14 protein-coding genes and 1 pseudogene are annotated in these 12,613 nt (G+C 68.6%); 9 read left to right on the top strand and 6 right to left on the bottom strand.

All coding sequences use genetic code 11. The features are described 5' to 3' along the window. Positions 1–347: 347 nt before the first annotated feature. Complete coding sequence (locus tag ACGFYN_RS40425; protein ID WP_393870991.1) at positions 348–1,886, bottom strand: sulfatase; 1,539 nt, start codon at positions 1,884–1,886, stop codon at positions 348–350. A 747-nt stretch (positions 1,887–2,633) separates the two neighbouring features. Beyond that, positions 2,634–3,257: a TetR family transcriptional regulator gene (locus ACGFYN_RS40420; RefSeq protein WP_393870990.1), complete on the bottom strand. Its 624-nt coding sequence runs from the start codon at positions 3,255–3,257 to the stop codon at positions 2,634–2,636. Positions 3,258–3,445: 188 nt separating this feature from the next. On the opposite strand from ACGFYN_RS40420, the gene ACGFYN_RS40415 reads away from it, so the two are divergent. The 3 genes from ACGFYN_RS40415 to ACGFYN_RS40405 all read left to right on the top strand — a co-directional run bounded on the left by ACGFYN_RS40415 (position 3,446) and on the right by ACGFYN_RS40405 (position 6,181). Beyond that, positions 3,446–4,099, top strand: coding sequence for a hemerythrin domain-containing protein (locus ACGFYN_RS40415; RefSeq protein ID WP_393870989.1), 654 nt, complete (start codon positions 3,446–3,448; stop codon positions 4,097–4,099). Then, entirely contained in the window at positions 4,096–4,782 is a 687-nt protein-coding gene (locus ACGFYN_RS40410; RefSeq protein WP_393870988.1) for an SDR family NAD(P)-dependent oxidoreductase, read from the top strand. Before ACGFYN_RS40415 ends, ACGFYN_RS40410 begins: the two co-directional genes overlap by 4 nt. A gap of 259 nt (positions 4,783–5,041) precedes the next feature. Beyond that, on the top strand, positions 5,042–6,181 hold the full coding sequence (locus tag ACGFYN_RS40405) for an ROK family protein (protein WP_393870987.1): 1,140 nt from the start codon (positions 5,042–5,044) through the stop codon (positions 6,179–6,181). Here ACGFYN_RS40405 and ACGFYN_RS40400 read toward each other — a convergent pair. Together ACGFYN_RS40400 and ACGFYN_RS40395 are read right to left on the bottom strand one after the other, a co-directional pair. Beyond that, positions 6,158–6,541 carry an alpha/beta fold hydrolase gene (locus ACGFYN_RS40400; protein ID WP_393870986.1) on the bottom strand — a complete coding sequence of 128 codons (384 nt, stop codon included), beginning with the start codon at positions 6,539–6,541 and terminating at the stop codon, positions 6,158–6,160. The two genes, ACGFYN_RS40405 and ACGFYN_RS40400, sit on opposite strands and share 24 nt — an antisense overlap. 442 nt (positions 6,542–6,983) lie before the next feature. Then, on the bottom strand, positions 6,984–7,415 hold the full coding sequence (locus ACGFYN_RS40395) for a VOC family protein (RefSeq protein WP_393870985.1): 432 nt from the start codon (positions 7,413–7,415) through the stop codon (positions 6,984–6,986). A 359-nt stretch (positions 7,416–7,774) separates the two neighbouring features. Between ACGFYN_RS40395 and ACGFYN_RS40390 the strand changes: the two genes are divergently transcribed. Further along, positions 7,775–8,500, top strand: coding sequence for a hypothetical protein (locus ACGFYN_RS40390; RefSeq protein WP_393870984.1), 726 nt, complete (start codon positions 7,775–7,777; stop codon positions 8,498–8,500). 154 nt (positions 8,501–8,654) lie between these two features. On the opposite strand, the gene ACGFYN_RS40385 is transcribed toward ACGFYN_RS40390, so the two are convergent. After that, positions 8,655–8,879 (bottom strand): hypothetical protein, encoded by a 225-nt coding sequence (locus ACGFYN_RS40385; protein ID WP_393870983.1) that lies wholly within the window; start codon positions 8,877–8,879, stop codon positions 8,655–8,657. Between ACGFYN_RS40385 and ACGFYN_RS40380 the strand changes: the two genes are divergently transcribed. The 3 genes from ACGFYN_RS40380 to ACGFYN_RS40370 all read left to right on the top strand — a co-directional run bounded on the left by ACGFYN_RS40380 (position 8,878) and on the right by ACGFYN_RS40370 (position 10,595). After that, positions 8,878–9,555 (top strand): TetR/AcrR family transcriptional regulator, encoded by a 678-nt coding sequence (locus ACGFYN_RS40380; RefSeq protein ID WP_393871052.1) that lies wholly within the window; start codon positions 8,878–8,880, stop codon positions 9,553–9,555. The two genes, ACGFYN_RS40385 and ACGFYN_RS40380, sit on opposite strands and share 2 nt — an antisense overlap. A 44-nt stretch (positions 9,556–9,599) precedes the next feature. Then, the gene (locus ACGFYN_RS40375) at positions 9,600–10,208 is read left to right on the top strand and encodes a TIGR03086 family metal-binding protein (RefSeq protein WP_393870982.1); all 609 of its coding nucleotides are present in this window, start codon (positions 9,600–9,602) and stop codon (positions 10,206–10,208) included. A 75-nt stretch (positions 10,209–10,283) separates the two neighbouring features. Then, a complete protein-coding gene (locus ACGFYN_RS40370) occupies positions 10,284–10,595 on the top strand; it encodes a hypothetical protein (protein ID WP_393870981.1) in 312 nt (103 codons plus the stop codon). 8 nt (positions 10,596–10,603) lie between these two features. On the opposite strand, the gene ACGFYN_RS40365 is transcribed toward ACGFYN_RS40370, so the two are convergent. Continuing rightward, on the bottom strand, positions 10,604–10,981 hold the full coding sequence (locus tag ACGFYN_RS40365) for a MerR family transcriptional regulator (protein ID WP_393870980.1): 378 nt from the start codon (positions 10,979–10,981) through the stop codon (positions 10,604–10,606). 115 nt (positions 10,982–11,096) lie between these two features. Between ACGFYN_RS40365 and ACGFYN_RS40360 the strand changes: the two genes are divergently transcribed. Further along, a complete protein-coding gene (locus ACGFYN_RS40360) occupies positions 11,097–12,170 on the top strand; it encodes an alkene reductase (RefSeq protein WP_393870979.1) in 1,074 nt (357 codons plus the stop codon). Positions 12,171–12,351: 181 nt separating this feature from the next. Next, positions 12,352–12,613 (top strand): annotated as a pseudogene (locus ACGFYN_RS40355) (1,3-beta-glucanase); the annotation flags it as partial.

Raw genomic sequence — 12,613 nt, 5'->3', positions numbered from 1 at the left:
ACGCTGCCTGCGGTGCCCAGGCCTCCTAGGCAGCGTCCGGCCGCTCTGGGCCGGTCCCAGGCGATGGCGGGGGTCGGCGGGGCGGACGGCCGGTCGTCGCCAGGACGCTCCGCCGACGGCGACACCGTCGGCGCGGCTGCTCCGTCATGGGTCAGCATCTCGTGGGTCAACCGGCCGTCGGTGACGACGTAGACCGTGAGACGGCCGAGACGGATCGCACAACCGGTCCGTGGTCCCGCAGTGAGTCCATGAACTCCAACGGCCGTCGGAACAACGGAACCACGTGGCCGAGCAGGAGCAGCCCGCCGGAAGCAAGGGACAGAACTGATACGGGCAGAGCGCGCGCTTCAGTCATCCTCGGGCGCTCTCCGTGTGGAGCCGGACGCTGTCCGGCAGCTTGGTCCGTTGCAGTGCCGCAGCGCCGTGAGGGTGCGCTGCAGTGACGCTCGTTGTGCGTCGGAGAGTGACCCTGCCCGGTTGTTCAACTCGTCGGGATCCGAGGCCGTCGAATAGAACTCGCGCTCCCCGTCGGAGTATTCGACATAGAGGGCGTCCGTTGTCCGAAGCGCCTCGTAGTCCGGTGGATCGCCGCTGTTGTCGGGTGCCGCGTCGGGATCACCGTTCTTGGACGCCGCGCGATGGTGCTCGACGAGCAGGGCCCGACGCCAGTCGTCCTCGGTGTGGCCGTGCATGAGGCCGGCGAGGCTGCGCCCGTCCACCGTGGACGGCGGCTTGACGCCCGCGAGTTCCTGGAAGGTCGGGTTCATGTCGATGTTCTCGGCAAGCCGCGAGACACGCCGACCGGCGGGAACACCCGGTCCTGTGACCATCATCGGCACCTTGATGTCGGTGTCGTACACGGTCTGCTTCCCCGGCCTGAGCCGATGTTCGCCCATGTGGAAGCCGTTGTCCGACCCGAAGACGAAGTAGGTGTCGTCCGCCACGCCCTGCTCCTTGAGCGTGCTTTCCAGGCGGCCGATCATCGCGTCGACGGCCTGTACGGAACGCACCCGCTTGGCGAACTTCTCGTCGATGTCCCGCTGTTCCTTCGACGTCAGTGGGGACAGCGTGTGCTGCCACTTCGGGGCATTGAGGGTCCCCTTGTCATAGGCGTTCGTACGGGGAGCGGTGAGCCCGGGATACGCGTTCTCATCGCGCGGAGCGGGTGTGGAGGGACCGTGCGGAGCGAACGTCGCCACCTCCAGCATGAAGGGCTTGCCCGCCTTCGCCGAGGAGCCCACGAAGGACCTCGCCTTCTTCGACAGCACGTCCGTCAGATAGTCCCGGGGCTCATGCCCGTAGGGCACGACAGTGCCGTTCTCGTTCAGGTCGTAGTCGAACTCGGGGTATCCGTCGCCGGCGACGTCCCACTCGTCCCAGCCGGGCGGAACGTAGGGCTTGGACGTACGGTTGCGATCGGCAGGCTGATACCCGTTCAGGTACTTCCCCATGAAGCCGGTTCGATAGCCGGCGCGCTGCAACGCGGGACCGAAGCTCTTCTGTTCGTCGTCGTTCTTCAGGAAGGCGCCGTAACCACCGTCCCTCCCGTTGTTGGTGAAGACTCCCGTGTTGTGCGGGTACTGGCCGGTGAAGATGGACGAACGCGACGGACAGCACAGGGAGTCGGTGACGAAGAAGTTCGTGAAGGTCGTCCCGTTCTTCTCCATCTGGCGTACGTGCGGCATGTATTTCACGAGGTTCCACGCCAGGTCGTCGGTGAGGACGTACACCACGTTGGGCTCATGCGCGGAACTCGAGGCACTGGCGGTGGGAGAGGGATCGCCGTCGGCCGTGTCCTCCCCTCTCGTGCACGAGGCCAGCAATACCGCGGCCAGGGCCACGCACAGGGCGCTCAGGACCCTTCCTGGCTGACGACTGTCGAGCATGCGACAGAACCTCCGTGCTTTGCGCTCATTGTTCGTGCGCCCCGTCCAGTCAGAAGTCGGCGGGGCACGCTGGGTGTTGGCACTGGACCCCGTGCTGCGGGGGAGGACAGGCGGGGTCCGTGCCCGGGGACGCGTCGCCGCCGGCAGCGGCATCGAGCGATCCCCCGCGCCGGTGCATCCATGGCGTCGGGCCGGTAGGCCAGATGCTCACCGGCGGGTACCGGTTGTGGATTTCCACGTCGGTAACGTAGTGGCTCTCCGGGCAGTTCGGCCGGTTTGACGAATTGATCCGAGGCGCGAAGCGCTTTGTCCGGCCCTACGACTGCGAGTCCCTTCGGGGAATGCTCATTACGCGTCGCCGGTCGGCGAGAAAATACCAGAGAGGCAGAGGAACCAGAAAGCAGAACGCCGCCGGCAGCAGGTACCAGCCTCCGCCGGCGATGGTGACGGCCCAGACGAGGACGGCCGTGAAGAGGACCAAGGCCGAGGCAAGGATCCACAGCAGCGCCCGACCTGACCACGCGCCTACGCTTTGTCTCCGCCGCCATTCGGTTTCAGCCCAGGACGGAGTGGGCTCACCGCGTCCGGCCCCGGGGTCGTGGCGTGTTTCGTCAGCCTTTGCGTACGTGCTCACTCCGCAACAATGGCTTCCACGAGTGGGGACTCGCAAGAACATCGCTTCGGATTAAATCCACCGCCTCCGGAATAATTCACTTCCGGAAGGACAACAGCTTCTCGGACAGGCAGTCAGCCGAAGAGGATCTGCCGCAGGATCCGGGTGAGGTGTTCGGTGAGCTTGTCGGGCGGCATCGAGGCTAGGGGTTCGGTGCGCGCGATGTAGCGGCTGAAGGCCACTCCGATCATCTGCGCCCCTACCAGCGCCACGCGCGTGTCCAAGTCGCCGTCCGGCACGGCAGGTTCACCAGGTGACAGAACGGAGCCGTACACGGCGGCGCTGTGCTCCTGCATCGCAACCAGGAGGTGGGCGGCGGCGCGTTCGTCGGAGGCGGCACTGCGCAGGAGCGCGATCAGCGGGTCGTTGACGGCGTCGGACTCCAGGCGCCGTACGAATGCATGGGCGATCCGGTCGGGCAGCGTCTTGGGGTCACCGGCCGCGACGCGTTCGAGGTCGCGATTGCCCGGTACCGCCGCGAGGAAGAGCCGTTCCTTGGAGGCGAAGTTACGCGTGATCAGGCCGTGTGTGACGCCGGCACGGCGTGCGATCTCACGCAGCGTCGTACGGGCGTAACCGCGCTCGGCAAAGGTGTGGCGGGCCGCTTCGATGATGGCCACCCGGTGCCCCTCGGGATCCCGACGGCGCCTGCGTGGCGGCTCGTCCACCGACTCGTCGGCCGGCTCTGCGTCGTTCACGACGGCTCCTTCATGTGATCACTCTACGGCCGTGCGGCACGTCGAACGCCGCTACTGCTACGTTAGTATCCAAGTGGATATTAACCAACCGGGAGGGAGCCCGTCGTGAGCGTCAGGGTGCACATGGAGAGCGTTGGGGGCCTGCGGTGAGCGCTGGGGAGCCTGTGGTGAGCGTTGAGAAGCCTGCAGTGAGCGTTGAGGGGGCGGATTCCGCGGCGGTCGTCGAGACCCGGCTGCTGCACAAGATGCACCGCGCGGCGACGTCCTTGCTCGCGGACGCCGCGCGGAAGCCTGCCGCGCCACCTGCCGCGCTGGAGGAGTTGCGAGACTTCCTCGTCGCGGCGCTGCGGCACCATCACGAGAGCGAAGACGAGGTGCTCTGGCCGCAGTTGACCGCAGCTGATCCCGCGGCGGCGGCCGGACTGGCCGAGCTGGCGGCGGAGCACGACGCGCTGGACGCGTCGCTGGACGCGCTGGCCGCCGCTCCCGTCCACAACGTCGCCGATCGGGCGGTGCTGATCGCCGCGGCGATCGCTGTGCGGGACCTGGTGCACTCGCACCTCGACCATGAGGAGCCGCTGCTCTTCCCGGCCCTTACGGCGCACATGTCCGACGACGCCTGGGCAGAGTTCTCCCGGGCAGTCATCGCCTCGGCCCCACCTGTCGGCGCACACCTCAACATCGGCTTCTTCGAGCGGGTGGGCTCCCCCGCCGAACTCGCAGCGGTCACGGCGAACCTGCCGCCGGCCGCCCTGGAGCTCGTACCGGCCATGCGCGAGCAGGCCGACGCCACCCTCAACAGCCTCGAGTCCACCCAGCAGGAAAGGACGGTCACCGCATGACCAGCACCCTCATCGTCGGCGGCAGCGGCGGGCTGGGCAGTGCCATCGCCGAGCACTTCGCCGGCCGTGGCGACGACGTCATCGTCACCAGCAGGGACAAGGCACGTGCCGAGGCCGTGGCGGACCGGATCGGGGGCAACACCCGCGGGCTGGCCCTCGACCTCGCCCGCCCCGAGACGATCAGCGCCTCGCTGGCGGACGTGACCGAGGTCGACCACCTCGTGATCACCGCCGTCGGCCAAGCGGCCAACTCCCTGGCCCAGTTCAGCATCACCGACGCGGTCTCCGCAGTGACCATGAAACTCGTCGGCTACGCGGAGACCGTCCGTGTGCTGCGCGACCGGTTCACCCCGCACGCCTCCGTCGTGCTCTTCGGCGGACTCGCCAAGGAGCGCCCCTACCCCGGCTCGACGGTCGTCTCCACCTTCAACGCCGGGATCACCGGCCTGGTCAGGACACTCGCCGTGGAAATCGCACCACACCGCGTCAACGCCCTGCACCCGGGCCTGATCGGCGACAGCCCCAAGTGGCGCGACGTCCCCGACCCGCCGCATTCGGCGCAGACGCCGATCGGGCGGCTGGTCACCATGGCCGAGATCGCCGACGCCACCGACTTCCTGCTCCGCAACACCGGTATCAACGCCCACGACCTGAACATCGACGGCGGCCTCCTGGCCACCTGAGCTCACACGACGACGGCTTCGGCCCGGATGTCATGTTCCGGCACTCCTCCAGGCCCTGGTCGTCACTGCCGGCGCCTGACGCCTCGGTGCGTTCGATGTGCAGCTCCCGCCAACCCGGTGCCGGTGATACGGACATCGCCGTGAGTGAGGCGCGCGGGTCGGCCTCGATGAGGCCCCATGCCCTGAAGCAGTGCACTTGGTGGCCCGCCCGACACTACAGCCGGGCCACCACCCGAACACACGAGCAGGTGCACGATATATGCAGACCCTCGCCACAGCAGGCACAAACGGACAACATGCGGACCGGGTGCTGCAGTTGCTGCGCGAGTCGGGGCCCATGACGCGAAGTGAGCTCGGCGCGCGATGCGGGTTGTCACGGACGACGCTGTACAAGGTTGCCGGCCGACTCGTGGACCGTGGGCTGGTGACTGCGACAGTCCCGGACACCGAACGACGCGGGCGGGGGCGCCCGGCGGAGAAGCTCGCCTTCAATCCGGCCGCCGGCCGCCTACTGGGCGTCGACTTCAGCCGGCGCCATGTCCGACTGGCCGCGCTCACCGCCGCGCGCAAGGAGATACACACGGTCGGCGAAATGCACCCTGCCGCCACTCCGTGGCCGGAACGTATCGCCATCGCGCGGAGACTGGCCGCAAATCTGGCCGCTACCGGCTTCAACGCCCTTGGCGGTGTCGGAGTTTCGGTGACAGACCAGACCACCGAATCCTCGGGCACGCTCGATGAGCGGGCCGTGGCGGACATGCTCGGCCGCACCTTCGGCACCCGGGTGCGGATCGGCAACGCTCCGCGGCTGGCGGCGTTGGCCGAGACAGCGTGGGGTGCGGCCAAAGGCCTGACAGACGTGCTGTATATGGAATTGTCGCACCGTGTCAGCGGAGGCCTGGTGGCCGGTGGAGTTCTGCACCGCGGTACTCAGGGACGGTCGGGCGGGTTCGGCCACATCCTGGCCGAGCCCGGGGGCGCACCCTGCTCCTGCGGCAGCCGGGGCTGTCTCCAGACGGTGGCATCGACCAAGGCGGTGCTCGACGCCTACCCTGCCGCTGCTGACCTTGCACAACTGGCGGCCGCGCTCAGAGTGGGAGAACAAGGCGCTCACGCGGTGGTGCACCGTGCCGCGATCCACACGGGCCGAGTCCTGGCGGGGCTCGCCAAGGCACTCGGGCCGAGCATGATCGTGGTCGGCGGCGAGCTCGTCGCTCTCGGACCGTCGCTGATGAATCCTCTGGAAGACGAGGTGCGGGAGAACGTCGTCACGTACGGACCCCGGGCGCCGATACCCGTTCGTCAGGCCGTGTTGGGCGACTTCGCAGCGGCGGTCGGCGCAGCCTCGCTCCTGCGGCTGTCCAGTGACGCCACTTCACCGGGGTCCGCCTGGGCTTGAGTATCGGCCGCCGTCAGCGACTCCCCTCCGCGCTGTTGGCGGCGACGGCTGTGCCGCCCACGCCGTGCGCCACGACCAAACACGGCCGGCCGTTGCCGACCCGCCGTATCTGCCCGACAAGGCTCGCCGCTGCGGAGGACGCCGTGATCCCGGCCAACGGCGAAGGCTCCTCGGCGAAGGTCCCGGAGTCGAACGGCCGCTGCCATCGGGATCGGGTGCGCGGCTCTTCAGCCCATGCCCGTCAAGATCCACGGCGACCGAGGCGACACCACGGCTCGCGAGCTGCTCGCTCACCAGGCTCCAGCACCAGCTTCCGTGCCAGAAGCCGTGAACAAGGACGACGGGGGTCGTGGACTGCATGCTTTCCTCTTTCGTCTCGCTCGTGCCCAACTGGGCTCAACGGGACGGTAGACGCGCGACGTTGGCCCCAACACAGCTGAGCCACGTACTGACGTGCGGTGGATAGAACGGGCGGCCTTCAGGGTGCCGGTCAGCGCATCTACACGAGCGGGAACTCAACACCTCATCAAGCGCCCTCTCGGCCCGGCGTAAGGTCCGCGGCGCTGAGGAAGGACGCCGGACCCCCGTAGCGGCGGGACGGGGTCGGAATGACTCCGTCCAGTGAAGGACGCCGAGGGCTGCAAGCTGGTCACCGCGACCCGGCCGTCCCGCACCGCCACGAACATGTTGAGGTTGAAATCCCCCCTTGGACAAGGGAGTTCAACACACATCCCGAACGCTCCGAGCCCGCGTCGAGCACGTCTTCACGCCGACGAAGGCCACTTGGCCGGGCTGAGGACGCTCAGTCGATACAGAACTCGTTGCCCTCGATGTCCTGCATCGGGATGCAGGACTCGTTGTACTCATCGGCGAGCAGCACTTGCACTTCTACGGCGCCGAGCGCCACCAGCCGCGCGGACTCGGCCTTGAGCGCGGCCAGGCGCTCCTCGCCTACGAGCCCGGTGCCGACCCGCACGTCGAGATGCACCCGGTTCTTGACGACCTTGCCCTCGGGGACGCGCTGGAAGTACAGACGCGGGCCCTCGCCCGAGGGATCACCGCACACGAACCCCGCACCCTGCCGCTCAGGCGGCAGCGAGCGATCGAAATCGCCCCACGAATCGAACCCGTCCGGCGGCGACGGCACGACGTACCCCAACACCTCGCACCAAAAGCGGGCCACGCGCTCGGGGTCCGCGCAATCGAAGGTGACTTGGAACTTCTTGATCGACATCGGCGCACCATAGCAGGGGGTCTGTGACCGTACCGCGGGCCTGGCTTGATTCGCCGCAGGGTCCGTTCGGGAGGGCATCGTATGGGACGGGTCGTGGTCGTGTACGTCGTTTCCGGTGCGGCTCGGATCACGTGGGCATGGGCGTTGGGCCGTCGGCGGTGTGAGTGGATACGATGCGCACCGTCGCATGTGCCTCCCGATGAGGCCTTTGCGCGCTTCGGTCCTACGGGGGTGTTGCTGTGGAATCTCCAACCGATCCCTGGCCGGCACGGGTCGTTACCGACGGCGGCCACGTCGGTTGGCAGTTCCGCCAGCCCGGTCTGGCGTCAAGGGCCGTGCCGTTCGCACTGGTTGCCCTGGTGGCCACGATCAGTGTGCTGGTGCCGTTCGGGCACGTGCGGTCCTGGTGGGAGTACGCGGTGAGCGTCACGCTCCTGCTCGCGTGTGCCGGGGCCTTCCTTCTGCCGTGGCAGCGACTGCCGTCGTGGGCCCCGGTTCTGGTGCCGCTGCTGTACACGGTTTCGGTCCTGGAGCTGATCCTGGCCTCAGGCGTGGCCTCCGGTGTGGGACTTGTCCTGCTGGTCCCGCTGATCTGGTCGGTGCTGTTCCACCGCCGATGGGAGTCGGCGTGTGTGGTGGTGGCGGTCGTGACCGTCCAGGCGGTGTCGTCGGTCATCCAGGCCACGCCCGATGCGGTGGTCGTCAGGCGCGTGGTGCTGTGGAGTGTCCTCGGCGCGCTGATCGCGGTGGCCGCTCATGGTCTGCGGGACCGGATCAGGGGCTCGCTGACGGCCAACGCGGCGTTGCAGGCGGAGGTGTCCTTGACCCGGGAGCGGGACCGTATCGCCGCCGACCTCCGCGAGAGCGTCGTGCGGAAGATCTTCAACGCCGGGCTGGACCTGCACGGCGCGGCCGCGATGATCGACGAAGGCCCCGCGCGGGGCCGGCTGATGCACGGTGTGGACGAGCTCGACGGAGCGATCCGCGCCCTGCGCGAGAGCGTGTTCGCCGTGGGCGACGACGCCGACGGCGAGACCGACACCTCGATGGACGCCTCCGAGCCGTCCGATCCCGACGCACGCTGACGGCTCCGCCGCATACCGAGCCGTTGCCGTCAACGGCAATTGAACGTTTCAAAGACGCGCCTGGTCGCTCGAGGTCCTCGCACCCGACAAGACCACCCGAGTCCTGGCCGGCGGCAGCCTCTCCTCCCCCGGAGCGAACACCTGGCACCGGCTCTCACTCGGCTTCTCCGGGAAGACGATCACGGCCCGTATCGACGGAACAGAGGTCGCCCAGGTCGCCGACGCCACGTACGACCACGGCCAGGTCGGCCTGGACTCCTACACCACCTCGCAGTTCGACGATCTGGAGGTACTGCCTACGCAGGGCGCCTAGCCCGCGCCCGTGCTCGAAGCCCAGAAGGCCCCAGCCGCCTTTAGGGTGGTCGGTTGTGAGACGCATCGAAGGCTCAAAGGGCGCCGCACCAGGGACCGCTCGGTCGCCCCGGCTCGACGGCCGCGTCGAGCGGGGCAACCGCACGCGGCAGTTGGTGCTGCGCCGCACCGTCGACATCGCGTCCGTCGAAGGGCTGGAGGCGCTGTCCGTGGGGCGGCTCGCTTCCGAACTGGAGCTGAGCAAGAGCGGGGTTTTCGCGCTCTTCGGATCCAAGCAGGAGCTCCAGCTGGCGACCATACGCGAAGCCGGGCGGATCTTCGCCGAGCGGGTGATCCGGCCTGCCGAGCAGGTTCCGGCAGGAGTCGGACGGGTGTGGCAGCTGTGCGAGCTGTGGCTCGAGTACTCGCGTGGTCGGGTCTTCCCGGGCGGCTGCTTCTTCTACGGGGTCATCGCCGAGTTCGACGCCCGCTCCGGGCCGGTGCACGACGCGGTGGTCTCGGCCCACCGGGCGTGGACGAACCTGATGGAGCGCACGATCGACGAGGCCGGCCCGAGCGGCGAGTTGCGCCCCGGCACCGATGTCCCCCAACTCGCCTTCGAACTGGTCGCGTTGATGGAAGCGGCCAACGCCTTCTCCGTGCTGCACGACGAGGAGACCGGCTATCGCCGGGCCCGGGTGGGCATCGCAAGCCGGCTGCGGAACGCCGCCGCTGACGGGGCGCCAGTGCCCCGGGCGACCTGAACAAACTAATTGCACGATCGTTCGCACAATTTTATTCTCGAGCCATGACTGTCACCGGAGCGAACATCGTGGAACTCGACCGGATCGCCGTGAACGAGGCCTTACGGGTGGTGGAACTGGCCCGGAGCGCGGACTGGGAACGCGACACCCCGTGCGCAGGCTGGAACCTGCGACGGCTCGTGGCGCACATGACCGCCCAGCACCACGGTTTCGCGGCGGCCGCACACGGAGCGGGACTAGAGGCGGCACACTGGCAGGAGCCGCAGGACATGAGCGAACCGGCCCGCGTCCACCGGGTGGCCGCGACGGCGGTGCTCGCGGCCTTCGCCGAACCCGCCTCCACAGAGCGGGAGTTCGCACTCCCCGAGCTGGGCGGAAGCTTTCCCGGCCGGCAGGCCGTCCGCTTCCACTTCATCGACTACGTGGTGCACGCCTGGGACGTCGCCGCTGCCCTCGGGACGGGCCTGGAACTGTCCGACGACGTCCTCGACGCCGCGCTCGCCACAGCCCGGCTGGTGCCGACCGACCCGGCCCGCCGCGGCCCGGGAAACGCCTTCGCCCCCGCTCTGGACGTATCGGCCGGGTCGAATCCGCTCGAGGAGACACTGCGCCTTCTGGGCCGCGAGCCGCACCGGTGGCCCGTACGGTCCTGAGCCGCCCACGGCCTGTTGACCTCCGTAGAAGCCGACACCTGGCGGGAATCGGTACGCTTGCCCGGGAGGTGGGGGATGATCGACGCGGTAATCCTGAGCACCAGCGCAATGGTGTTCGTGGTGATCGGCGCCTGGTTTGTCCGGCGGCAACGACGCAGGCATGCGGACACCCGCGCGGGATGGGGCGGACTTGCGATCGGCCTGGGCCAACTACTCCATGGCATCGGGTCTCTCCGAGGAGATCGACAGCCACTGGACTTGATCCTCGCCATGTGTTCCGCCGCCCTCGGCATCGGCGGGGCCGTGCTGGTGGTCCAGGCCGGCAAGACGCTCAGGAAGGGCCGGGTCACCGGTAGGCGCCGGAAGCTGCCGCCCCTGCACCCCTGACGCCTCGATCACTCGGCCACTGCCGGCTGCAGCGTCTCCCGATGCCTTCGGACTGTGACCATCAGCGCGTCGAGCGCGTCCCGGGTGCGTACGAGGTCGGCAATGTGGTCGGAGAGCCTGCCGCGCTCCTGCGCCATCCGCTCCAACGCGGCGTCGGAATGGTCCTCGCTGGGGGCGTCGACGCACGGCAGCAGCTCGGCGATGGTGCGGCTGGACAGCCCCGCGGCGTACAACGCCTGGATGAACGCCACCCGTTGGACCTCCCCGTCCGTGTAGTGCCGCTGCCCGCCGGCGCTGCGGGAACTGCTGAGCAACCCCTGTTCCTCGTAGTAGCGCAGGGACCTGACGCTGACTCCCGTTCGTGACGCGAGCTCCCCGATGCGCATGCCGTCCTCCCACTGTTGCCCGCGCCACAACGCTTGCCTCTGACATCCATGTGAGGTTTTAGCGTAACTGCCGTACCCGAGATCCGGGCACGACAGATCGCGATGGAGTCCCGAAGTGACGACCCTTTTCGACAGCTATCAGCTCGGCTACACGACCCTGCCCAATCGAGTGGTGATGGCCCCGATGACACGAGTTCGCGCCGCCGCCGGCGGGCTGGCCACCCCGTCGATGGCGACGTACTACGCCCAGCGAGCGACGGCCGGGCTGATCGTGACCGAAGGGGTGCAGCCGAGCTTGGTCGGGCAGTCCAATCCCGGTACGCCGGGACTGCACACCGATGAACAGGTGGCCTCCTGGCGGCCGGTGACCGCCGCCGTACGCGCCAACGGCGGGCGGGCGTTCGCCCAGATCATGCACGGCGGACGGGTCTCGCACCGCGACACGACCGGGACGCAGCCGGTCGGCCCCTCGGCCGTCCCCGCCGTCGGCGACGTGTTCACTCCCACCGGGCCCCAGCCCGCGCCGACACCGCGCGCCCTGGACACAGCCGAAGTGCCTGAGCATGCCGCCTCGTACGCCCACGCCGCCCGCCGTGCCGTCGAGGCCGGTTTCGACGGCGTCGAACTGCACGGCGCCAACGGCTATCTCATCTCGCAGTTCCTCTCGTCGAACGCCAACCTGCGCACGGACGGCTACGGCGGCTCGGTGGCCAACCGCATCCGGTTCGCCGTCGAGGCGACCTCGGCGACCGTCGAGGCCGTCGGCGGGACCAGGACCGGTATCCGCCTTTCTCCGGGCGGCACGTTCTGGGGCGTGGAGGAGACCGACGTGCTCAAGCTCTACACCACGTTGCTGACCGAGCTGGCCCGGCTGGAGGTGGCCTACGTCCATCTCGAGGCCACCACCGACGAAGAGGTGCTGGTCGCCCTGCGCCACGCCTGGCCGGGCACCCTCGTCGTGAACCCGTCGCTTCCGATGGGACCCAAGCAGGCCGGCCGGGCCGAGGCCGACCACTGGCTCGGGCTGGGAGCCGACCTCATCAGTTTCGGCCGGGCGTTCATCGCCAACCCCGACCTGGTCGAGCGGCTGCGTGCCGGACTCCCGATCGCTCCCGTCGACGAGACCACGTACTACCAGGGCGGTGACGCCGGGTATCTGACCTACCCGGCCTACCAATACGCGGCCTGACGCCTCCGGTTCGTGGCGAAGTACGAGGACTGCCCCGGTCCCCATGCCGGCCTCGAACCAGTGGTCCGTACCAAGCTATTGACTCACACTTACCTCAATCCTTAAATCAAGAGGCGATGCCTTCATCCCCCACCTCGGCCGGCTCATCCGTGGGACCGGCCGTTGCATGGAAGGAAGAGCTGTGGCCTCTCCACGCCTGCTCCGAAGATGCCTGTTCGCGGCCCTGTCCGCCGTGTTGGTCGCGTCCGCCGCGACCGGCGCGGCGCACGCGGATCCGCCGGACGCCTCCCCCGCCGCCGCGACCGCAGCTGCTGCGGTTGCGTTCTCCGACACCTTCGACGGACCCGCCGGCGCCGCCGTCGACGGCTCGAAGTGGCAGACCGAGACCGGCGACAACGTCAACAACCACGAACGCGAGTACTACACCCCCGGCACCCACAACG

The sequence above is a fragment of the Streptomyces sp. NPDC048419 genome, assembly GCF_043200415.1.
Classification (GTDB): domain Bacteria; phylum Actinomycetota; class Actinomycetes; order Streptomycetales; family Streptomycetaceae; genus Streptomyces.
Note: the sequence above shows the minus strand (reverse complement) of the source record. Positions and strands in the feature narration are given on the sequence as shown.

Bases quoted from the DNA above. Each gene is read 5' to 3' on its own strand.
- ACGFYN_RS40385 (WP_393870983.1), bottom strand. From the start codon at position 8,879: ATGCGTCTCACAACCGACCACCCTAAAGGCGGCTGGGGCCTTCTGGGC.
- ACGFYN_RS40375 (WP_393870982.1), top strand. From the start codon at position 9,600: ATGACTGTCACCGGAGCGAACATCGTGGAACTCGACCGGATCGCCGTG.
- ACGFYN_RS40410 (WP_393870988.1), top strand. From the start codon at position 4,096: ATGACCAGCACCCTCATCGTCGGCGGCAGCGGCGGGCTGGGCAGTGCC.
- ACGFYN_RS40405 (WP_393870987.1), top strand. From the start codon at position 5,042: ATGCAGACCCTCGCCACAGCAGGCACAAACGGACAACATGCGGACCGG.
- ACGFYN_RS40365 (WP_393870980.1), bottom strand. From the start codon at position 10,981: ATGCGCATCGGGGAGCTCGCGTCACGAACGGGAGTCAGCGTCAGGTCC.
- ACGFYN_RS40425 (WP_393870991.1), bottom strand. From the start codon at position 1,886: ATGCTCGACAGTCGTCAGCCAGGAAGGGTCCTGAGCGCCCTGTGCGTG.
- ACGFYN_RS40395 (WP_393870985.1), bottom strand. From the start codon at position 7,415: ATGTCGATCAAGAAGTTCCAAGTCACCTTCGATTGCGCGGACCCCGAG.
- ACGFYN_RS40370 (WP_393870981.1), top strand. From the start codon at position 10,284: ATGATCGACGCGGTAATCCTGAGCACCAGCGCAATGGTGTTCGTGGTG.
- ACGFYN_RS40400 (WP_393870986.1), bottom strand. From the start codon at position 6,541: ATGCAGTCCACGACCCCCGTCGTCCTTGTTCACGGCTTCTGGCACGGA.